General features: G+C 36.2%; 17 protein-coding genes. 6 read left to right on the top strand and 11 right to left on the bottom strand.

Annotated elements, in window-relative coordinates; genetic code table 11:
* Positions 1-198 precede the first annotated feature (198 nt).
* The gene (locus KQI69_RS06625; RefSeq protein WP_216564558.1) at positions 199-2,715 is read left to right on the top strand and encodes an ATP-dependent DNA helicase; all 2,517 of its coding nucleotides are present in this window, start codon (positions 199-201) and stop codon (positions 2,713-2,715) included.
* Between the two features lie 17 nt (positions 2,716-2,732).
* On the opposite strand, the gene KQI69_RS06620 is transcribed toward KQI69_RS06625, so the two are convergent.
* Positions 2,733-3,965, bottom strand: coding sequence for a HAMP domain-containing sensor histidine kinase (locus tag KQI69_RS06620; protein ID WP_216564557.1), 1,233 nt, complete (start codon positions 3,963-3,965; stop codon positions 2,733-2,735).
* A gap of 134 nt (positions 3,966-4,099) precedes the next feature.
* On the bottom strand, positions 4,100-4,750 hold the full coding sequence (locus tag KQI69_RS06615) for a response regulator transcription factor (protein WP_216564556.1): 651 nt from the start codon (positions 4,748-4,750) through the stop codon (positions 4,100-4,102).
* A gap of 215 nt (positions 4,751-4,965) precedes the next feature.
* Between KQI69_RS06615 and KQI69_RS06610 the strand changes: the two genes are divergently transcribed.
* From KQI69_RS06610 to KQI69_RS06605, 3 genes are read left to right on the top strand one after another with little or no spacing between them, the layout of a single operon-like run.
* The gene (locus KQI69_RS06610; RefSeq protein WP_216564555.1) at positions 4,966-5,583 is read left to right on the top strand and encodes a TlpA disulfide reductase family protein; all 618 of its coding nucleotides are present in this window, start codon (positions 4,966-4,968) and stop codon (positions 5,581-5,583) included.
* Complete coding sequence (locus KQI69_RS10675) at positions 5,534-5,809, top strand: CD1871A family CXXC motif-containing protein (protein WP_371818763.1); 276 nt, start codon at positions 5,534-5,536, stop codon at positions 5,807-5,809. The genes KQI69_RS06610 and KQI69_RS10675 overlap by 50 nt, the downstream gene beginning before the upstream one ends.
* A 27-nt stretch (positions 5,810-5,836) precedes the next feature.
* The gene (locus KQI69_RS06605; protein WP_216564554.1) at positions 5,837-6,694 is read left to right on the top strand and encodes a 4Fe-4S binding protein; all 858 of its coding nucleotides are present in this window, start codon (positions 5,837-5,839) and stop codon (positions 6,692-6,694) included.
* A gap of 205 nt (positions 6,695-6,899) precedes the next feature.
* Here the strand turns inward: KQI69_RS06605 and argJ are convergent, their stop codons facing one another.
* The 4 genes from argJ to KQI69_RS06585 all read right to left on the bottom strand — a co-directional run bounded on the left by argJ (position 6,900) and on the right by KQI69_RS06585 (position 11,312).
* Positions 6,900-8,144 (bottom strand): bifunctional ornithine acetyltransferase/N-acetylglutamate synthase, encoded by a 1,245-nt coding sequence (argJ, locus tag KQI69_RS06600; protein WP_216564553.1) that lies wholly within the window; start codon positions 8,142-8,144, stop codon positions 6,900-6,902.
* A 236-nt stretch (positions 8,145-8,380) separates the two neighbouring features.
* Entirely contained in the window at positions 8,381-9,757 is a 1,377-nt protein-coding gene (locus tag KQI69_RS06595; protein WP_216564552.1) for a M56 family metallopeptidase, read from the bottom strand.
* A gap of 9 nt (positions 9,758-9,766) precedes the next feature.
* Positions 9,767-10,126, bottom strand: a complete 360-nt coding sequence (locus KQI69_RS06590; protein ID WP_216564551.1) for a BlaI/MecI/CopY family transcriptional regulator — start codon at positions 10,124-10,126, stop codon at positions 9,767-9,769.
* 139 nt (positions 10,127-10,265) lie between these two features.
* Positions 10,266-11,312 carry a glycoside hydrolase family 5 protein gene (locus KQI69_RS06585; RefSeq protein WP_216564550.1) on the bottom strand — a complete coding sequence of 349 codons (1,047 nt, stop codon included), beginning with the start codon at positions 11,310-11,312 and terminating at the stop codon, positions 10,266-10,268.
* Between the two features lie 328 nt (positions 11,313-11,640).
* Here KQI69_RS06585 and KQI69_RS06580 point away from each other — a divergent pair, with 328 nt between their 5' ends.
* Positions 11,641-13,647 (top strand): methyl-accepting chemotaxis protein, encoded by a 2,007-nt coding sequence (locus tag KQI69_RS06580; RefSeq protein WP_216564549.1) that lies wholly within the window; start codon positions 11,641-11,643, stop codon positions 13,645-13,647.
* A gap of 206 nt (positions 13,648-13,853) precedes the next feature.
* Here KQI69_RS06580 and KQI69_RS06575 read toward each other — a convergent pair whose 3' ends face one another.
* From KQI69_RS06575 to KQI69_RS06560, 4 genes are all read right to left on the bottom strand, one after another.
* A complete protein-coding gene (locus KQI69_RS06575; RefSeq protein WP_216564548.1) occupies positions 13,854-16,562 on the bottom strand; it encodes a heavy metal translocating P-type ATPase in 2,709 nt (902 codons plus the stop codon).
* Between the two features lie 306 nt (positions 16,563-16,868).
* Complete coding sequence (locus KQI69_RS06570; protein ID WP_371818765.1) at positions 16,869-17,195, bottom strand: ArsR/SmtB family transcription factor; 327 nt, start codon at positions 17,193-17,195, stop codon at positions 16,869-16,871.
* Positions 17,196-17,214: 19 nt separating this feature from the next.
* Positions 17,215-18,174 carry a glycosyltransferase family 2 protein gene (locus tag KQI69_RS06565; protein ID WP_216564546.1) on the bottom strand — a complete coding sequence of 320 codons (960 nt, stop codon included), beginning with the start codon at positions 18,172-18,174 and terminating at the stop codon, positions 17,215-17,217.
* A 79-nt stretch (positions 18,175-18,253) separates the two neighbouring features.
* Complete coding sequence (locus KQI69_RS06560) at positions 18,254-20,761, bottom strand: transglycosylase domain-containing protein (protein ID WP_216564545.1); 2,508 nt, start codon at positions 20,759-20,761, stop codon at positions 18,254-18,256.
* A gap of 178 nt (positions 20,762-20,939) precedes the next feature.
* Here KQI69_RS06560 and spoIIR point away from each other — a divergent pair, with 178 nt between their 5' ends.
* Positions 20,940-21,758: a stage II sporulation protein R gene (gene spoIIR / locus KQI69_RS06555; protein WP_216564544.1), complete on the top strand. Its 819-nt coding sequence runs from the start codon at positions 20,940-20,942 to the stop codon at positions 21,756-21,758.
* Positions 21,759-21,764: 6 nt separating this feature from the next.
* On the opposite strand, the gene KQI69_RS06550 is transcribed toward spoIIR, so the two are convergent.
* On the bottom strand, positions 21,765-23,153 hold the full coding sequence (locus tag KQI69_RS06550) for a diguanylate cyclase domain-containing protein (protein ID WP_216564543.1): 1,389 nt from the start codon (positions 23,151-23,153) through the stop codon (positions 21,765-21,767).
* Positions 23,154-23,387: the final 234 nt, after the last annotated feature.

Here is a 23,387-nt window from a genome sequence, read left to right as displayed (position 1 = left end):
GCTCATAACACTATTAGCTGCTATCACATAGCTGCTATAGCAGCATACATATCAGAAGTGGCTTGTACCCCTCCTGATACAAGGAAGTCCCCCACTTATTGCTTTACGCAATAGAAGTAGAGGACTTCCTTGATAGTTTATAAACAACAAATATCTTTTGCCCTCAACACCATCATTATAGAATAGAGAGTCCTATTTATGAATACCATTAAAATATCAGTCAGAAATCTTGTTGAGTTTATACTAAGAAGCGGTGACCTCACGACTTCATCAGGTCTTAAAGATCCTGATGCCATGCAGGAAGGTACACGCATCCACAAAAAAATACAGCGAAAAATGAACGCAGGCTATCAGGCAGAAGTTTCCCTGTCGCTCACCGTTCCGATAAATTATGACGGCATTGATTTTGAAATATGCGTAGAAGGGCGTGCTGACGGCATTTTTACGGATGAAACAGGTTACAATATTGACGAGATAAAAGGTGTCTACAGAGAACTTGCATCACTTGAAAGTCCCGTTGAAGTCCACAGAGCACAGGCTCTCTGTTATGGTTATATATGGGCGTCAACGCATAAGCTTGACGGCATTGGTATCCAGATGACTTACTGTCATATTCCGACCGAAGAAATCAGAAGATTTAATGAATATATAGACTTTAAGACACTTGAAAAATGGTTTTATAATCTTCTCCACGAATACGCAAAATGGGCATCATGGGAAATTAAATGGCATGAAAAGCGAAATCTTTCGATTAAAAATGTTGAATTTCCTTTTGAATACCGCCCCGGTCAGAATACTCTTGTCAAAGGCGTTTACCAGACTATCCTAAGAAGAAAAAGACTTTATATAGAAGCACCCACTGGTGTTGGCAAGACAATTTCCACTGTATTTCCTGCTGTCAGGGCAATGGGCGAAAATTTAAGCGAAAAGATTTTTTATCTGACCGCAAAGACAATAACGAGAACGGTTGCACAGGATGCATTTAACATTCTTACAGAAAACGGCATGCATTTAAAATATATTACTATTACCGCAAAAGAAAAAATATGTATCCTTGACAAACCAGTATGTAATCCCGGTTCATGTCCAAGGGCATTGGGTCATTTTGACAGAGTTAATGACGCAGTTTTTGATGTTATAACGCACGAAGAACATATCACAAGGGAAATCGTCTCCAAATATGCTGAAAAGCACAATGTCTGTCCGTTCGAGATGTGCCTTGATATATCCACATGGGTAGATGCCGTCATCGGTGATTACAATTACGCTTTTGATCCAAATGCCTGTCTCAAACGTTTTTTTGGTACGGAAGCAACATCAAATGACTACATCTTTCTTATAGACGAGGCTCACAATCTCGTTGACAGGGCAAGGGAAATGTATTCTGCCACACTTATAAAAGAAGATTTTCCCGCCATGAAAAAACTTACAAAATTTATGAGCCAAAAAATCACAACTGCACTTGAACGCTGCAACAGATCACTTCTCGCACTTAAAAGAGACTGTGATATTATGACAGAATGGGACATTCTTAGCATAGAAGACTTCGTCATCAGACTTATGCAGCTTGCAAATTATCTTGATGAATATCTTCAGGACTCACGCAACAATAAGCATGGCTCAAAAAATGTCAACGGTCAGATAAATTTTATGGAATTTGATGATGTGGACAACAGCGGGTTTGTTCCCGATACAAGAGAACGCCTACTTGATTTTTATTTTTCAGTCAGGTCTTTTTTGAACACATATGAACTGCTTGATGAAAAATATATTATCTACTCCGATTACTCAGACGAAGGTAATTTCAGACTTCATTTACAGTGCATGGATCCATCCACCAACCTTAATAATTATCTTAAAAAAGGAAGATGTGGGATATTTTTCTCTGCCACATTTCTTCCTATTAAATACTATATGGAACAGCTCGCAGGCGGAACGGATGACTATGCCATATATGCTCCATCACCTTTTCTTCCGGAAAACAGACTTATAATGATAGGGCGTGATGTGAGCACGAAATATACCAGACGAGTGCCTTCGGAATACAAGAAAATAGCTGACTACATCACAAACTTTGTATCAGCAAAAACAGGAAACTATCTTATATTTTTTTCGTCATATAAAATGATAGATGATGTTCTGCCTTTTGTTGAGGAGAATTTCATCCTACAGCAGACTGACAGCTCAGAGAATATTTCTGAAATATCAGACACAGCAGACACTTACAACAATGAAAAAAATATAGCACCTCATATATTTATACAGTCCCCATCAATGAATGAACAGCAGCGCGAGGAATTTTTGGAGAATTTCAAAGAAAATCCCACAAAAACAACACTCGGTTTTTGTGTTATGGGCGGCATATTCGGTGAGGGAATAGATTTAAAGGAAAACAGACTTATCGGTGCAGTCATAGTGGGTACTGGACTTCCTATGGTCTGTACTGAAAATGAACTTTTCAAAGATTATTTTGACAGATCAGATAAATCCGGATTTGACTATTCCTACAGATACCCCGGCATGAATAAGGTTTTACAATCAGCCGGAAGGGTTATCAGAACTGACAAAGACAAGGGTGCGATACTTTTGCTGGATGAAAGATTTATGCAGATATCCTATCAGAAATTATTTCCTAAAGAATGGTATCCTTATGAAGTTGTTACCAGAGATAACATTAAAGAAAGGGTAATGGATTTTTGGGCAAATATTCTTTAATATTCTAGTGTAGTGTATCATCCAATAATAAACCTCATTCCATTTTCTATCGGTTCAAATTTCCATTTCTTCCCTTCCTTTTTTAATATCTCCCTAACCACATATAATCCAAGTCCATTTCCATTTTTCTTGTTTCTTGTTTCATCAGTTCTGAAAAATGGTTCAAAAATATACTGCAATTGTTCCCTCGTAAGTGGCTTACATGAATTTTCAATCCATACACTCTTTTCATCCCCACCAATTCGAATCTTTCCCTCATTGTCTGTATAACAAACTGCATTGCTGAGCAGATTAGACCAGACATGATCAAAATCTTCCTGTCCCATCATAATTACAGTTCCTTCTTTTATCTCCATAATAACTTCTATCTGTTTTTCTATGATCTGAAACTCAAATTTCTGTAAAATCTTCTCTGTTTTTTCTTTAAGAACAATCTCTGTTTTTTCTTCTTCAATAAGATTTTCCTGTAATTTTGATGTATCCAATATATTTTTTACCATATCATTTAATTGATCGACCATAACAATTGCTTCACCAAGATATTGATCCCTATCCTTATATTTTCCAATATTATACTGCATATTTTCTAATAGTATCCTCAATCCTGCAAGAGGTGTTTTTAGTTCATGAGAAGCAGAGCGCAAAAATACTGTCTTTGCTTTTTCCATCTCTACCATCTTTAATTTTTCTTCATCTAACTTCTGAATTGTTTCAAGCAGACAACTGTAAACTTCATTCATTTGTTCTGCTAATATTCCCATCTCATCTTTTGTCTGTACCAAAAAAGCAGCATCCGGATTTCTGTTCTTCATATCTGTAGTAACTTTTGACATTTTTACTATGGGATTTGTAATCTTTTTTGAATAGAACCATGCAAATAAAATAGAAAACAGAATTGAACTTGAAAAAGTCACTGGAAGCAAAAATTCAATCATGTCCGTTGCTTCTTTTAATGGTTTTGCACTACACATGACCAATGCCTTTATTTTGCCCCCGTTCTTTTCTTCAAGTACGCATTTTTTCACTATAACTGAAGGTTTGTTTTCCATATTTTCCACAGAAAACACAATGTCTTCCCATGTAGGCAGATTGATTTGAAAATCCATTCCCTGATATGTCTTCTGACTTCTTTCTGTCTTGACCGATATATTCAGTTGATTTTTCCTTGCAAAGTTCAGCATTACCTTTCCAGCTTGATCATTTTCTGTCTTTTTTAGTTTTTTCTGTAACTGTCCTATCTGTGTTTCCATCCTATGCTCCACTCGATTAAGGTACACCTTTGGATAAAAAAAGTAGATCATAAAATGTAAAGACAGATTGATGATTAGCAGCATGGAAAAAGTATAAATAAATGTTTTAGGCAATAATTTCATTTTTTTCACAATCACACCTCCAATTTATATCCAACACCCTTAACTGTAACAATACAATCCAAATGGAGTTTTTTCCTCAGATTTTTAATATATACATCAACTATACGGTCATAAGGTCCATCCTCATCTTCCCAGAGCCTTTCTAAAATCTGTCTTCTATTCACTACCTGCCCACTATTTTCTAAAAGGTAAGCCAACAATTTTATCTCCTTAGGTGTTACTCCTGCATCTTTGCCTTCATAAGCAGCAGTATAAGCTGAAAAATCAACTACTGCCGACTGGTACTCCCATATCTGCTGCATTTTATAATGTGTACGCAAAAGAGCTTCAATTCGTTTTAAAAGTAAAATAAGTGAAAATGGTTTACAGATATAATCATCTGCAAGTTGATCAAATGTATCTACCTGAGTTTTCTCATCACTCACTGCTGTAAGCATTATAACTGGAAGTTTGCTGAATGTCCTGATTTTTTTTAAAACCTCTATACCACTTATCCCTGGCAGCATAATATCCAGCAATGCTAAATGAATTTCAGTACTTTCTAAAATCTTAAGCCCTTCTTCCCCTGTTTCTACTCCAAATACCTGATAACTATTTTCTCTTAAAAACTCAACAACCCCTTCCCGGATCGCTGCATCATCTTCTACGACCAATATATTCATTTTTCCCTCATTTCCCGACAATCTATTTTCATCGTTATTGTCAAGCGGATATTCGCAATCCGCTTTGCTACTTCCTTGATAGTGTTAAATTTCATATAATCAATGTCATTATAACAAATCCACTTTTATTCCTCAATCTGACATTTTTTTCAGATTTCATATTAGTTTCATATTAGCACATTATATTATAAAAAAAACAAAAGGAGATATTTACAATGAAACTTAAAACTTTAACATGTGCAGCCTTTTTATTAGTGGGTACTATTTCTTTTACAGGATGCACCAAGACTGCTAACTATTCTGACAACACAACAACTTCTTCTGAACAAGCCTCATCTTCCACAAAGTCAGAAACACAAAAAAGTTCACAGAGTTTTTCTGACAGCACTGCTTTCTCAAATCTGAAAACTACAGATTTGGATGGAAATAACATAGATTCTTCCATTTTTAAAAATAATAAGATAACACTTGTCAATGCGTGGAACATTGGCTGTACTCCATGTGTGGAAGAAACTCCTGAACTACAGAAAATCAGCAAAGATTACGCTGATAAAGGTGTTTCTGTTAAAGGATTATACTTTAATTTTGCAGAAGCTATAACAGATGACGAGATGTCCCAAATCAAAGATGTCTTATCAAATGCAAATGCTACATATACGCAGCTGAAACTTTCCAAAAATTTATATAAAACAGATATCATGCAAGATGTAATGGCATTTCCTACCACATTTATCGTAGATTCCAACGGAAAAATCTTAGATAAGATAGAAGGTTCTAAAGATTATGATGGCTGGAAAAAAGTTGTTGAAAAATATCTTTCTAAAATTAAATAAAGCATTTTCACACCTAAACTTTATACTTCACACAAACTTGTCATGCGCAAAAAACAGCGCAAGAATGGAGAGCTTTATGCAATTAAAATATAAACAAACCCTCTTGAGCATTTTATTGTTAATAATCGGAAGTATCTTTTTAGCTAATGGTATCACACGCGGTGAAGATGTAACCGTAGAACAAAAATCCACCGTAGTCTGCTTAGAATGTATCGGTATCGGATAAATAATAACAAAAGAAAGGGTTTCTGCTATGAAATGGATCAAAAAGCAAAAAAATCATCTGCGTCTTATAGTGCAGATAATTTTCACCGCTATTACTAATGGCTATGTATTAGGATTTTCTCAAGGGAAAATCTATCGTGGAGATTCAAAAAAAATCTGTGTTCCCGGACTAAACTGTTACTCCTGCCCTGGTGCCATCGGATCCTGTCCGATTGGCTCTCTACAGGCAGTATTAGACAGCAAAAATTATAAATTTTCTTTTTATGTGATTGGATTTCTTATGATCTTTGGATCACTTATGGGACGCTTTGTATGTGGATGGCTCTGCCCTTTCGGATTGATTCAGGATTTGCTCCATAAGATTCCTTTTGTTAAAAAGATTAAAAAACTTCCCTTTGACAAGGAACTGAGATATCTGAAATATATGATTCTTGTAATATTTGTTATTGCCATGCCACTGCTTCTTACCGGTAAAAGTGGCTATGGAAAGCCATGGTTTTGTAAACTTATCTGTCCATCTGGAACTCTCTTAGGTGGAATTCCCCTTGTTTACAAAAATCCTGGACTGCAAAATACAATTGGTTTCCTGTTTAAATGGAAAATAAGCATTTTGATCATTATAATCATTTTTTCCATACTGACCTACCGCCCTTTTTGCAAGTATCTATGTCCTCTAGGTGCTATATATGGAATCTTCAATCGTTTTTCTCTCTACCACTATGAGATTGATACTGATAAATGCACTCACTGTGGTGCTTGTGCAAAAAAATGTAAGATGGGTATAAAAGTATATGAAAATCCAAATAGTGCAGAATGTATCCGCTGTGGAAAATGTAAAGAAGCATGCTCAAAAGGAGCAATTCACTCTTGTATTCTAAAAAAATAAGAAATCAATAATGTTATAAGCAAACATCCAAGCGGATTGCGAATATCCGCTTGGATGCCATATACCTTGTATCCTAATTTTGCAGATAACTGTTATGTTACACAATAATCCTCATTTCTGAGCGTTTATCGCAAGCTATTTGCTTTCGCTCAGAAACAAATAGCTGTGCGAAAAATAAGCTATCAAGCTTATTTTTCACACTATATTAAGAACGATAGTCTCCATTAATCTTGACATAATCATAAGTAAGGTCACATCCCCATGCCTTCGCACTGGCATCTCCCTGTCCAAGATTAATATCTATAAATATCTCATTCTTTGCAAGTATCTTAGCTGCTTCTTCTTCTGAAAATTCAATACCTGCTCCATTTTCACATACTTTCACACTTCCGACTTCTGAGCGAAGTGAAACACTGACTTTTGCAATGTCAAAATCAGCTTCCGCATATCCGATAGCACAGAGAATTCTTCCCCAGTTTGCGTCCTCACCAAACATTGCACACTTAAACAATGGGCTTCTGATAACGCTCTTTGCTACGATTATTGCCGTTTCAATATCGGGTGCTCCGGCACAGGTACACTCAAGCAGTTTTGATGCTCCCTCTCCATCTGATGCAAGCATCTTTGTCATATTTGACATTACGATATAAAGAGCCTGTTTGAATTTGTCATAATCCTCGCCCTCGGCTGTGATTTCCTTATTTCCGGCAAGACCATTCGCCATTACGCTTACCATATCATTTGTTGATGTGTCACCGTCAATGCTAAGGCAATTATATGTAACCTTAACTATATCGCTGAGTGCTTTTTGAACCATTTCAGAAGATATGGCAACATCTGTAGTAACAAAGTTAAGTGTCGTTGCCATATTCGGATGGATCATTCCGCTTCCTTTTGCCATACCACCGAGATGACATACTTTTCCATCTATCTCAAACTCGACCGCAACTTCCTTGCGAATCGTGTCTGTTGTCATGATAGCATCTGCTGCCGCTGTATGACCATCAGCAGTCATTCCATCAACAAGTTTCTGCATATAATCTTCAAAAGGTTTTACTGAAAGTCTCTGTCCGATAACACCTGTTGAGGCAACGATTACCTCCTCCGGCTTGATTCCTACTGCATCTGCAAGCAGCTCTGAAACTTTTTCCGCAATCTCCTCGCCGTCAGCATTACAGGTGTTTGCATTTTTTGAATTAACAATAACAGCTTTTGCCTTACCACCACTTTTTTCAAGATGTTTTTTAGTAACTATGATAGGTGCACCTTTCACCTTATTCTGAGTGTAGACACCCGCCGCATTGCACTCTGTTTCACTATAAACAACACCCAGATCAAACTTTTCCTTAACCGGATTTATTCCACAGTTAAGTCCGTTTGCAACAAATCCTTTGGCAGCGCACACACCGCCCTCGATATATTTGTATCCGTCAAAAATCTCTTTCGTCATGTCGAGCCTCCTGTTTTTTATTATTAAACACTTTCTCTGAAGATAATGCCTTTTCATGAACCACACACAAAGCTAAAACTTTGCAGTTTTCTGTTTATAAGTGTTTTTTTATTATTATTTGTTGTACTATGTACAACTCAACATCTTAACTCTTTTTTGAGATTTTCACAATACTTACTTTTTATAAGGCTTTTTCCATCTGTTGCCGCCCACACCCATCTTGCAGCTAACAGCTTCTATTTTTCTTTTAAATTTTTAATTTTTATTGTAACTTTACCGTCTTTTTCAAGCTTTTTAAGTTCATCCTTTGTCAATTTTACCTGTTTCCCATTTACATAATACGTTACAGTTCCATCGGCATATACAGTGCATGAAACGGAATCGCCCTCTACATTTTCTTCGACATCATTTATTTCAACTACAACCTTTGATTTTTTATTTTCTTCTGATGTATTACTTATATCCGTTTTATCTGTTTTCGCCTGTGCTTTATTATCACTATCATTAGCTTTTTTTACTTCACCAGATTTCTTTAATTCGTCATCTGCAACGGACTGATTTTTGCCTGATACCTGCTCCGTTCTTATCTCACCTTTACTATTTGCTTCTGTGAAAGCCTGGGCAATACCGTTCTGCGTAAATACTGTCACAGCTCCTGCAAGTATAACTGCTGCTCCTAATGCTCCGATTGTCGTTGTTTTCTTAAATTTCATAATAGCCACTATCCTTTCTTTTACTGAATTCTTTCCAAAACCATTGGCAAAGAATGATAATTTATACTGTTTTTCCGCAAGGTTCAAAAGCACCATTGCATATTCTTTCCTGAAATCTTCACCGCATCTCAAAATCACCCGTTCATCACAAGCCATTTCAATATCACGATTGATAAAAATATACATCAGCCATACAAGAGGATTAAACCAATGAATACAAACTGCAAAAACTGCTGCCAGTTTCCAAATGTTATCCGCATATTTTATATGAACACTTTCGTGCATCAACACATATTTTATTTCATTGTCCTCATAAGGAAATGCTCCGTCCGATTTCTTTAATTTAACAAATATTTTTGGAAATATTATCTCCGGATGTATAATTCCAAATGTTATCGGTGTTGCTGTCATATCGGAAACATAAAGTTTTACATATTCCGGCAAAATTTTCATCTGTCTGATGTTCTGTTCAAATTCCTCCTGTAAGGGTAATGCAGCTTTAAACTTTTTGTACTCCCTATAATATGAAACTGCAAAAAATACAATTAAAACAACTGCCACAAGTCCCCACCCTGTCAACACTAAATTTATATTGTTATTTTCAGAATACAGATTTTGCGGCTTTGACATCACTGATGCCCCTGCTGCATAATATATTCCGGACTTATTTTCACTTCCAAAAAGCCCACCCAAAATATTTTTTGCACCTCTGACCACTCCAATGAAAGGCTTTGCAATACCAAATGTTATCGGAAGATTAACCGGTATTATCAAACGAAGTAAAACAATTTTCCACATTGTTACGATAAATCTTTTTGAAAAATAATTTCCGGCAGTTTTTTCTAAAATAATCGTAAGTACAATAAGCACTCCTGCCGAGACACTCATGTCTATAAGCATCTAAACACCTCACTTCATTTGATTTACCATATCCTTCAACTGCTCCAGCTCTTCTGCCGTCAAACTTTCCTCAGACAACATTGCTGCAAAAAAATTCTTTTTTGACCCTTCAAACATACGGTCTATAAGTTCCTCTGTCTCATATTCCTGCGCATCTTTCTTTGAAATAAGTGCCCTGCATCTGAATTTTGGTTCAAATCTTTCAACAGCACCTTTTTCAATACATTTTTTAATAACTGTATATGTGGTATTTCTATTCCACCCTATTTCTTCTTTTAAAATCTTTGCTATCTGTCCTGCTGTCAATTCACCCTCTTTCCATAAAATTTCCATAACTTTCAATTCGGAATCATAAAGCTTTATTCCCATGGTAATTCCTCCCTGTGTTTTGAGTCAAAAATGACTATTGCAATAGTTATTATGTTTTTATACTATCACGATAGTCATTTTCAGTCAATATTATTTTTGTGTTAATTCTGTGAATAATTACACACAACTGCACAGATTATTATTTCTTATACTTTCTAACCAGCCATTTCCCCTGACCGCTCAAATCTTTATTCGTAAAGCCACTTATCTTTTTACACGATGATTTTAAAAGCGATGCACTTTCAGGTTTGTTGCTAAGGCTCCAGCACACATACCCCATCTTATAACTGTCCATGAGTTTTATCCATTTATTTGCACTTGCAAAATCATAATTTCCATTTCCGCTTGAATCACAAGTACCAAATTCTGTGCATATCACCGGAAGTCCCATTTTATGTGCAGTCTTTAACTTATCCCTGTAACTGTCACCATGCGTTGCCGCATAAAAATGGATTGAATACATAATATTTTTATATCCTTTTATCGGACTTTTCGCTGCCACATCAACATCCTGCGACCAATTTGGAGTTCCTACTATTATAATACCGTTTTTATCATTCTTTCTTATAACAGGGATTATCTTTTTCGCATATTTCTTAATATCAGACCATGTCGTACCGCCGTTTGGCTCATTGCAAATCTCATAGAGTACATTGCCGTAAGAGGCATATTTTTTTGAAATTTTGTCAAAAAATGTCTTTGCTTTCGCCTGATATCTAAGCGGTGTCTGGTCGTTTAGGACATGCCAGTCTATTATCACATACATTCCAAGTTTTTTTGCGGCTTTAACACCCGTATCTATGGTATCAAGCAGCTTTTTACGGCTTGCAGCATCAGTTACACAATATCCATTGTATTCCTGTGTGTACATCGCAAGCCTTACCGTATTTACTTTCCATTTATCACGCAAAGTCTTAAATGTTTTTTCCGTAATATACGGATAGCCAACATCCCAGTTTATTCCATGGGAACTGACACCTTTAAGCCTTACTGCCTTACCACTTTCATCAACTATATCTGTCCCCTTAATTTTCAGTCTGCCATGTTTTTGTGCATACGCCGCAGCTTCACAATATGCTGGGGCAAACTTTAAAGACTCGATACTTACTGTCACCATTGCCACTATCAGAAACACACTTATGACTATTTTTAATACAGTATTTCTTTTAAAACAATTCTTTTTCATAAAATCCCTCCAATCATCATTTGGTCAAGCGGATATTCGCAATCCGCTCTGCTACTGCTAATATATATTATATCATAAATTTACAAAACAAGAGAGCATAAAAAGAGTTCATGCTCCTATGCATAAAATAACTATTTACAAACAATTATCAGACTATTTACATATATATTACATAATATATATATTTTTTGTGATATTGTATGTTTTTTCGCATCTATTTTTACCATTTTCGTACTATATATTGTTTTTTTATAATACTAATGATAACATTAAATTATATATAAGTTTGTATATAAATAGCACTGCACAAAAGAAAGGATGAAAAAATATGAAACGAAAACATATCTCTGCCCAATTGACCAGACAGATATTGACCGTTGTTCTGGCGATATTTGTGGTATTTTCAATTATTACAACTATCATGATAGGTAACATAAGTCTTAACGCTAAGAAAAACAATTTAACTTTACAGTCACAATCATCATCTAACGAACTTGAAACATTCTTTGGCAAATATACGACTATTGTCGAGCAGATGGCTCTCAATCCTGATATTCAATCAATATTAACAGACACTAAAAAGGGTGATTACATTAAAGATAATTCTATGTATAATGATGTTTTTTCAGAGTTGAAAAAAATCACCGATTCAGACAGCGATAATATTCAGGCATCATGGATAGGTGATATTGACAATAATTCACTTACACAGTCAGACGGTTATATCAGCGATGATTCTTTTGAGATTACAAAAAGAGAATGGTACAAAGTAACTGAAACAAAAAAGTCCATGCTCACAAGTGCTTATACGGATGCAAGTACGGGTAAACTTATTTTAAGTGCTGCCGCTCCGGTTTATGACAAAGCCGGCAATAACATTATAGGTGTCACAGGTCTTGACATCTCACTTGACCATATCAATGAACTATTTTCTAATTACAAGATAGGAAGTAAAGGATTTGTAATCCTGCTGACGCAGGATGGAACTATCATATATCATCCTACGAAGGATTACCAGCAGAAAAAACTGTCTGAGATAAATGCTTCTGACCAGATTTTAAATACAATACAAAATGGCAAAGATTCATTTATAAACTATAAAGTAGGCTCAGCTAAAAGAATGGGATATGTCCAAAGAATCGGTACAACTTCTTATTATGTTTTAAGCTGTATGCCTTCAAGCGAGTATTATCAAAATCTTGTCCTTTCCATTGTAGTTACTGTTCTGCTTCTTGTTATTGGTATTTTTGCTATCATTATATCAATCAAAAAAGTTGCCGGCAAAATCACAAGACCTATCATCAGTCTCAATGATGTTGCGACAGAACTTGCAAATGGAAATCTTGATGTTGACCTCAATATACAGGTAGATAATGAAATCGGTGAACTTGCAGATTCAGTAAACAAGACGGTTATAAGGCTCAAAGAATACATCAATTATATTGACGAGATTTCAGATGTCCTTGACCAGCTTGCAATAGGTAAGTTAAATATTTCATTAAAATATGATTATTCAGGAGATTTTGCGAAAGTCAAAACAGCTATGTTAAATATATCTGATTCCTTAAAGACAATGATACAGGAAATAACAGAAAGCTCAGGTCAGGTTTCCGCCGGTGCTGATGACCTTGCAAAAGCAGCACAGAATATAGCCGAGGGTGCTAACATTCAGGCATTATCAGTACAACATTTAGTATCAACAGCCACATCAGTATCACAAACTGTTCGTGAAAATACCGCTGATGCTCAGGAAGTTGCAGACTCTACCATAAAAGTAACTGAGATGGTAAAAGACAGTACAGAGCAGATAAATGAGATGATGAAAGCGATGGACACTATCACCGATACTTCAAATCAGGTTGTAAGTATTATCAAGAGTATTGAGGATATTGCTACTCAGACAAACCTGCTTGCTCTAAATGCTTCTATCGAAGCTGCAAGAGCGGGTGATGCCGGTAAGGGATTTGCCGTAGTTGCAACAGAAATTGGTTCTCTTGCCGATGAAAGTTCAAAAGCAGCAAGCAATACAAAGAATCTTATCGGTATTTCAATAGATGAAATAAACCATGGAACTGAACTTGCTCATAATGTTGTCGACTCGATGCGTGAAGTTGAAGAAGCAGTCTTAAAAGTAAACAAACAGATTGGAAAGAGTGCCCAAAACTATATTATAGAGGAACAAAGCATGGAAGATATCAAAGCAAATATTGATGAAATTTCAAAGAGTGTTGAAGATAACTCGGCTGCTTCCGAAGAAACCTCAGCAACCTCTGAGGAACTTGCTGCACAGGCTGCAACATTAGAGGGACTTATCAAACATTTTGAGTTAGACTAAAAAAGGTAATAATGGCTATTTTTTAAGCTGACAGGTGACTTTAAAATAAATTTTAAAAAACAAAAAACTCCTTTATAGGCAAGTAAGTAATTTTCCAAAATACCTACTGCTTACAAGGGAGCTTTTATTTTTTATATTACTCTCAAAATTTTTCTACTTTCAAACAATGTCACAGATTGCTCTGCCACATTACACAATTTTATTTATTACTCTTTCTTTCCAAACAAAATCCTTACTGAATTAAGCACACATATCATTGCAACTCCTGAATCGGCAAATACAGCCATCCACATTGATGCAATTCCTGCAAAACCGAGAACCATTACAAGTGCCTTTATTATAAGTGCCCCTATTACATTCTGCATTGCAACCGCTTTTGTTTTCTTAGCAATCTTTATACTTTCAGGTATAGCTGAGAGCCTTGAGTTCATAAACACAACATCTGCCGCTTCTATCGCCGCATCTGCTCCGCTTCCCATCGCTGCCCCTACATCTGCTCCTGCAAGTACCGGTGCATCGTTTATTCCATCACCGACAAACATAACGGCTCCTTTTTCCTCACGGATTTTTGAGAGATTGTTAAGTTTATCCTGTGGAAGCTGCTTTGCATAACAGATATCTATTCCCGCTTCTTTTGCTACCATCTCGGCATTTTTCTGTGAATCACCTGTAAGCATTGCAGTCCAGAGTCCATATCTCTTTATGTCACTTATCGCCTGTTTTGAGTCTGATTTTATCTTATCATTGATAACGATATAACCGATATATTTTCCTTCAAATGCAAGCAATACCTCTGTTCCATAAATCTCTTTTGCTTTTTCAGGCACTTCAATTCCATTCATTGCAAGAAGTTCAAGATTTCCACATAAAAGTTTTCCATCTTCAAGTGTGACTTCCATTCCTTTTCCGGAAATTTCTTTTATATCTGCTACTTTAGGTATGTCAAGTTTTCTGTTTTTTACTTCCTCCATAATACTTGTAGCTATAGGATGTGTTGAACAGCTCTCTGCTGCCCCCGCAAGTGCAAGCACTCTGTCCTCTGTATATCCGCCATCACTTACTATCTGTGCAACTTTGAAGTTTCCTTCCGTCACTGTTCCTGTCTTATCCATAACAACCGCTTTTACTGTTGCAAGTGATTCAAGAGAAACTCCTCCCTTGAACAAAATTCCCTTTTTAGAACCTGCACCTATTCCTGCAAAGAAAGCAAGCGGTACACTAAGAACAAGAGCACAAGGACAGCTTATTACAAGGAAAGTAAGTGCTGTGTATATCCAATAATGCCAGTTTCCTGTTATAAGTGACGGAATAACCGCTGTGGCTAAAGCCGCAAATACAACGATAGGTGTATAGACTCTTGCAAATTTACTTATAAACCTGTCAATCTTAGGTTTTGATGCCGCTGCATTTTCAACTGCCTCAAGAATACGACTTACCATAGATTCTTCCAAAAGTTTCTCAACTTTTACATATATAACACCTGACATGTTTACACATCCTGAAACAACTTCACTTCCCTCTTTTACTCCTACAGGAACAGGCTCACCCGTTACCGCTGAAGTATCAATGCGGCTGTCACCCTTGATGATAACACCGTCAAGTGGTATTCTGTCGCCTGGTCTTACCTCGATAACATCTCCAACCTCTATTTCCTCAGGATCAAGTTCTATTACATTGTCACCGTCTACATATCTTACAACCTCCGGACGCATATCAACGGCTTCCATAATCTGTTTGCGGCTCTTTCCGACAGCAATATCCTCGAAAAGTTCACCAATCTCATAAAACAGCATAACTCCAACTGCCTCAGGATACTCACCGGTAGCAAATGCACCGATGGTGGCAATACTCATAAGAAAGTTCTCATCAAAAAGTTTACCTCTGAAAAGATTTTTAACAGCCTTCAAGACAACCTCTCCACCGAGTATCACATATGACACAACAAAAAGTGCTATCGAAACAGCAGGCATAGATTTAAGATATTTTTCGCAGATAACGCCGCCTATAAAAATAACTGCTCCGACTGCAATTTTTATAAGTTCTTTTTTAATATCATCATCGTCATCTTTATCTGCGTCAGCTTCTTTTTTATCTTCACTGTCATATTCCTCGATAACAGTTCCCGGTTCCATTTTATCTGCTATCTCCCTTAATTTCGGAAGAACCTCATCAGGATTTTCGGCTTCTACTAAAAGCTGACTTGTCGCAAATGTCAATGTAACTGCCACATCCGGCAGTTCATTCATTTTTCTCTCAACCTTGGCCGCACAATTTGCACAATCAATACCCTCTATGCGATATTTCTTCTTAGCCACACCCTCAAGGTGCTTATGATTATGTTCGTGTTCCTCATGCCTTCCACAGCAGCAATCATCTTCACATCCATTTTCCCCATCGTGGTGGTGATGATGCGAATGTTCATGTTCTCCATGCTCTCCACAACAACAATCATCTTCACATCCATCTTCCCCATCGTGGTGGTGATGATGCGAATGTTCATGTTCTCCATGCTCTCCACAACAGTAATCATCTTCACATCCATCTTCCCCATCGTGGTGGTGATGATGATGGGAATGTTTGTGTCCTTCATGCTCTCCTTGACAGCAATCATCTTCACAGCCGTCCCCATCGTCATGGTGATGATGCGAATGTTCGCCGTCGTGATGATGCGGTTTCTTCTTTCCACTGTGTTTTTTTGTTTTTGAAATCTCCTCTATCACCGTACCTGGCTCCATCTTATCAGCAATCTTCCTAAGTTCCGGCAACATGTCGTCAGGATTTTCGGCTTCTACCAAAAGCTGACTCGTCGCGAATGTCAATGTTACACTGACATCCGGAAGTTCATTCATCTTTTTTTCAACTTTGGCTGCACAATTTGCACAGTCAATACCCTCTATATGATATTTTTTCTTCATAATATCCCGCCTCACTTCTAATATTATTTATTCAATTATTTTAACTTTATAAAATATAATATAGTCGGTCTTAAAATCAATGTTCATATGAACAATCATTCATATGTTATGTTTAATATATCATATAGAATAATAAAAGGCAAGTAAAAAATTTAGCTATTTTCAATCTACATATAACAAAAGGACATCATATGCTCACATCTATAATGTGTTCAATGATGTCTTTTCATTTTAATATATTATTTACATTATCTGTTTTACTTATACCTCTAACAAGCCTACCTGTTCTTGATATTATCCTTCTCTTTATTCCTCAACATGTTCAATTCCCTGTCTGAGAATAGTAAAAACATGCTCATCCGCAAGTGTATAAAGAACTGTTTTTCCTTCTTTCCTAAACTTAACAAGTCTGTTCTGTTTTAGTATACGAAGCTGATGAGAAATCGCACTCTGCGTCATATTTAAAATGGATGCAATATCATAAACACACATCTCATTTTCAAACAAAACATATAAAATCTTTATTCTAGTTGAGTCTCCAAAAACCTTGAATAAATCTGCAAGATCATACAATTCACTCTCCTCAGGCATCTTATTATCAATCTCCTCAGCCGTTTGTTCATCAATTGTCATATATGTTTTATCATCCATCTTAAATCTCCATTCCTAATCTTTTCAAAGCCACACGAGGTATCTCACCTGAACTTCTTATATCAAGTATACTTTCAGTCTCTGTAAGTGCATTCTGATACCACATAATTGCTTCTAAAATATTTCCGATGTCTTCATAATATTCACCAAGCTCACAGCATATCTCCGCACATGATGAAGTTGCGGCATCTTTAAGTGCATATTCCATAAATGAAACTATATCACCTTTTAATCTGTAGCATCTTGCAAGCACACAAAAAGCCTCTTTAACCTCGTCCATACTCCTGCCATCTTCCTCAAGAGTCCGCTTAAATAATTCTTCTGACTTAATAAAATCATCGTCATTTCCTGAACGAAAAAGTTCCATAGCATACATATGATGAAGTTTTTTAGATAGTCTCTTTCCATCTGCTGCTATTTTTTCAAATGCTGCAAAATCTCTCGATGCATGATTTGAAAATGGCCTGTGTTCAACTACTATATCACTGTCATATACCACCGGATCTATCCTTAATGTCTCATGTATCTGGTCTATCCATGTAAATGTTCTGAGCCTTTTATACAACTTTGGCCTGTATTCTTCCTCAAAATTATAAACAGTGCTAAGTTCAGCGGGCGTATGATAAAGCATCTGTACAATCTCTATTTCAGGAAGCATTATTCGTTTCAATTGACGAAGCTTCTCCCTATTTTCATCATCCAGATACTCGTCTGCATCCGCAGTGTAAACATAATCACCAACCGCCTTTGATGCTGCAAAATTTCTGGCATCTGCAAAATCATTGTGCCATTTGTAATCAAACACCTTATTAGTATAATTTTTTGCTATCTCTTTTGTTTTGTCTGTGGAACCTGTATCAACAATAATTATCTCATCCATAATATCACACAGACTGTCAAGACATCTCGATAGTACCGCCTCTTCATTTTTTACGATCATACATAAACTGAAAGTTACCATATCATCCCTCATTTCAAACTAATTACATTTCCACAGACATTTTTAATTTAAAAAGTCACAGCATTACATTTATTCTTGTCTATTCCGCCGCATCATCCACACCTACATCATCAGGATTTGAATCATCATCACCACCTACATCATCAGGTTCTGAATCATTCCCTGTATCCCCGGTTCCGTTGTCCCCTGTATCAACATTATTATCGTCTGCCGGTTTCTTGGTAGGTGTTGTATCCGTTCCGTCATCAGTACTGTTATCTTTACTATCTGTATCAGGAGCCTCTGTTGGTTCCGTTCCATCCTGTGCATCAGGATCCATCGTAGGTGTTTCAGTAACAGTTGTATCTCCGTCTGAACTATAACTACTATAACTGTCCTGGCTATATGAACTTGTACTCTTCTGACCTTCATATGATGGAAACTCTTTATTTTCAAGTCCCTGATGTATATCAGACATAAATTCACGCCATATCCTTAATGGATAAGTATTTCCATACAGGTCATCCAGCGTCTTAGGACTATCGTAACCTACCCACACTGTTGTTGTATAATAAGGTGTATACCCACAGAACCAGCCATCTTTTTTGTCACTTGTCGTTCCTGTCTTTCCGGCACATGACATATTGTCAAGTGCATTTCCTCTTGCAGTACCATTTACAAGTACACCTTGTAATATACTCGTCATCATCCTTGCTGCATTCTGTTTATATACATGCTTCTCTTTACGATTCTTTTTATTATTTACAATAGTTTTCCCATCAGAATCTGTAATCTTGCCTATACATGTCGGTTCTCTGAACACACCGTCATTTTCAATAGTTGCAAAAGCAGACGCCATCTCAACTGTTGTAACACCATTTGTAAGTCCTCCAAGTGAAGCAGCCGGATAATAATCAGAATCAACTATATTTGAAAATCCCATCTTGATAGGATATGACAAACCGACCTCAGGCGTAAGTTCCTGAAACAGTTTCCAGGCAATTACATTTTTAGATTTTTCAACAGCATATCTCAGTGAGATTTTTCCAGCATAACTTCCGTCGGCATTATGTGGTCCACCGCTAAAATATGTGTCATCAACTATACTGTCTGGAGTATATCCTCTTTCAAGCTGAGGTGTATACACTGCAATCGGCTTAAAACAACTTCCAGGCTGTCTGTAACTCTGGTATGCTCTGTTCAGGGTATAACCTGTAATCGACTTCTGTTTTCTTCCTCCAACAATAGCTACGACAAGCCCATTTGAATTATCAATACATGTAGCCGCACCCTGCAGCTTATAAACCTTGTCCTTTTCCGTCTTATCCTTAAAACCTGCAAGCTGCTCGTCTATAGCCTTTTGCAATTTTTTCTGCTTTTTCTTATTAAGCGATGTATAAATACGATATCCTCCTGTATACAATGAATTGTGACAGTCATTATACAACTCATCATATTCTTTATCGTATTGTTTTTCCTCCTCAGTAGTGTCAAACTTATATTTAAACTCAAAACCTCTCGCCTCCATAAGTGCCTTCGTAGCACAACTAATGGCATATGTTGTCATATAATTCTGAGTTTTTAATGCCTGTGCAGGATTCAATATTATCTGCTCATAATTTGCATCACTATACTCAGCAGCAGTAATACACTCTTCATCGAGCATCTGTTTTAAAATACGGCTTTTTCTTTGCAATGTATTTTTATAATTTTCCAAAGGATTATACTTGCTTGGACTATTAGGTATTGAACATAAAAATGCAGCCTCAGCCAAATCAAGTTCCTTAGCAGGTTTATTAAAATAACCTCTGCTCGCCGCCTCGATTCCATAATATCCATTTGCGAAATAAATATTATTTATATAAAACTCCAATATCTGATCCTTCGTGTATTTCTTCTCAAGATCAAGTGCAATAAATATCTCTCTTACCTTTCTCTCATATGTCTGTGCGTTTGAAAGAAATACATTCTTCGCAAGCTGCTGTGTAATCGTACTTCCACCGCGCGATATGTCCTCATGTTTTATCTTGCTTTTTACAAGCATAACAGCAGCTTTCGCTGTTGATAAAAGATTCACACCTTCATGTTTATAAAAATCCCTGTCCTCAGTTACAATCATTGCATCTTTAACAGACTGAGGAATCTCATCAAAAGTCAGATAGTAGGAATCTTTATCACCTTTTAATTTGGCTATCATTGATTTATCCGAGGCGTATATAATGCTTGTTTCCGATGCTCTGAAAGTATCAGATGTGGAATTTTCCACAACATCTGTGGCCTCCATCTTCCATTTCAAAAGCTCATCGCCAAATTTAAAATAAAAGACCACAAGCCCTGCTAACAGTGCTAAAAGAAAAACCAGCAGAAATATCTTAAAACCAAACCAGAATTTTTTATGTCTCTTATGTTTCTTAAGCTTTTTTTCCTGCTTCTTTGCCTGTTTTGGCGTAAGTGTATTACTACTGTTTCTTGTCTGTGCAGACCTGTTATTCCTGTTTCCCACAGCACTTCCCGATGCCGCAGTATTTCTTCCCTGTCTTTCTCTAACGACAATATCATCCGGATTAAACACTCTTGTGTCATTCCTTCTTATATCTCTATTTGCCATATATTAACCTCCCAATTAAAGCTATGATAACATATTTACGGCAATAATGCACCTTTTCGCTATTATCTTAAGAAAAAGTTTAGTTACTGTTCGTGTATAAAAAATAAAAATGTATAAAATTTTTTTTCACGGCAACACTCCATTTAGGACATGTCAAATAAATAAAATGGAGAATAACATGAACAAAATAAAATTGTATAAAGTCATATTTATTATCGCCATATATTCAGTGGCATTTACACTTTTATATATAAGTATTAAAAGCTACAAAACATATCTAAACACATACAAAAACTATAAAGCAACCGTCAATACCAATGTTTTATCAACAAAAAACACCAAAAATGCAAATCACATCAACATAACCAAAGTAACACCTGCATTTTTCAACAATGAAACAATCAGAAAAAATCCTTATAAAACACTCATAAATACAAATCGAACAATTCAGAAAAAAATTGCAAAAAATGTACTCAGACTGCATGTTATTGCAAACAGTAATAGTGACAGTGATCAGAAACTTAAAATAAAGGTACGCGACAGTATTCTTTCCGAACTTCAAAACGGTCTTACAGATATAACAACGGCTGCACAGGCAAAACAATATGTCGCTTCAAAATTTCAGAATATAAAAAATACTGCCGATTATACTATTCGCCAAAATAATTATTCTTATTCAACAAAAGTTTTCATACAAAACAGATATTTTCCCACAAAAACATACGGCGACCTGACATTTCCAGCAGGCTATTACGACGCTCTATGTGTTGAAATAGGAAAAGCCGATGGACACAACTGGTGGTGCGTTCTCTTTCCAAGCCTATGCTTTGAAGACGCAACAACAGCAACCGTACCTGAAAATTCAAAAGAAAAACTGAAAAATGTGCTGACAAAACAAGAATATGGTACCCTCAACAGACCAAAAGAAACAAAAAACGACGGCAATAACGCCGCCGAAGTCCAGATTCACAGTGGAATCTATGATCTTTTTCATTAAATTTACTTATTTAATATGCTCCTGCTCACTTATATAGCACGCACGACCATTCTCTTTTGCCCTGTAAAGCAATTTGTCTGTTTTCTGCATAAGAGTCTGCGTGCTGTATCTATGGGCAAAACGATATGCACCTATACTACAGGTTATATTCTTTTTAATTCCCGGTACAACAGAAATCGTTTTAAGAAAATCAGACAGTCTTTCTTCAAGTTCTTCCTGCGTCATATCCCCATCTAAAATAGCAGCAAACTCATCGCCTCCGATTCTCCCAACAGCCCCATGACCGGCAAATTCTTTTTGAATAGCAGCCGCAACACTCTTTAAAACCTTATCGCCTGCTCCATGACCAAATGTGTCATTCACTGACTTAAAATAATCGACATCAAAGAAAAGAAACCATCCCCGATATAAATCTTTTTGTTTATTCTTATCATGAAACTCACGACAATACTCCAAAAACAATTTTCTTCCCATTACACCGGTAAGTTCATCAAGCTCTCCCAGATACTTTGTATATGAGAGATAACGGTAAATTGATATGAGTATCAAAACACAGATAAAATTCAATGCGATTGTCGCACCAAGAAATTGCACCTGTAAATGTACCATATCCATGCTTACCCCTGATGAAACCTTGATTCCATGCATGTCAAGCATATATGATGTTCTCTGTGCAAAGTAAATCGCTGTTACACTTGTTATAAATAAAATAGCAATGCCATAAACAAAGAGTGCCAGTTTTAACTTTCCACTTTTATAAGAATCTTTTTCTGAATCATCAATGTAATTCTTAAATTCCCTGACACGCTTACTATGATATATATAATAAAATATTTCTGTCACTAAAACACATACAAGTGCAACAGCAATATCACTGATACCAGTAGAAAAAGCATTTTTAAAATTATAACCAGACTCTGGAAATGTGATTCCCATTATCAGAAAAACAAGAAATGCATGTATTTTAGGTGCAAGAAGAGCAACAATTCCTGAACAGACAAAATATTTTCTCTTATTAGTATATCTGCGTATCAATGAAAAAATAACACCAATCAAAAATCCAAAAAGTAATCTTGAGCCAACACTAAGTAAAATACTGTTTAAAGGTTTTCCACTCATAGTTGGCGAAAAAATCATATCTGCCGCCATCACATAGGAAGCGGATGCTTTAAACATACTTATTGCCCCAAAAATAATACCAAGTATAGAAGCCTGCATAGTTCCAAAAAGACAAGCGGCAACAACTATCGGTATATAGGCAACAGTAATTGAAATAGGCGACACATGAATATAACCTAAAAATGTAAATGACATAAGAAATTCAAGAGCTATAAAACCCTCAAATACATATCTGTCAAAACACGATTTATTCTGTAATTTCGTCTTTAAATCCATATTTATCCTCTTTTCCAATCGTATCTTCTATTTTCTCTTAATAGTACTCACTTTACTAATGAATTTTCGCAAAAAGCATCCTAAATGTCAAGAAATATTGTATTTACATATATTCATGTGCTATACTACTATACAACTTTACAACTTCAAAACATACCTGAATGAAACGGAGACAATGTGAAAAATAAAATTTTTCACACACAAGATTTGTGTCTGCGCACACTTGACACAAAC

The organism is Eubacterium sp. MSJ-13 (assembly GCF_018918235.1).
In the GTDB taxonomy this organism is placed as follows: domain Bacteria; phylum Bacillota; class Clostridia; order Lachnospirales; family Lachnospiraceae; genus Butyribacter.
The sequence above is the reverse complement of the archived record's forward strand: the minus strand, read 5'-3'. Positions and strand labels throughout refer to the sequence as shown.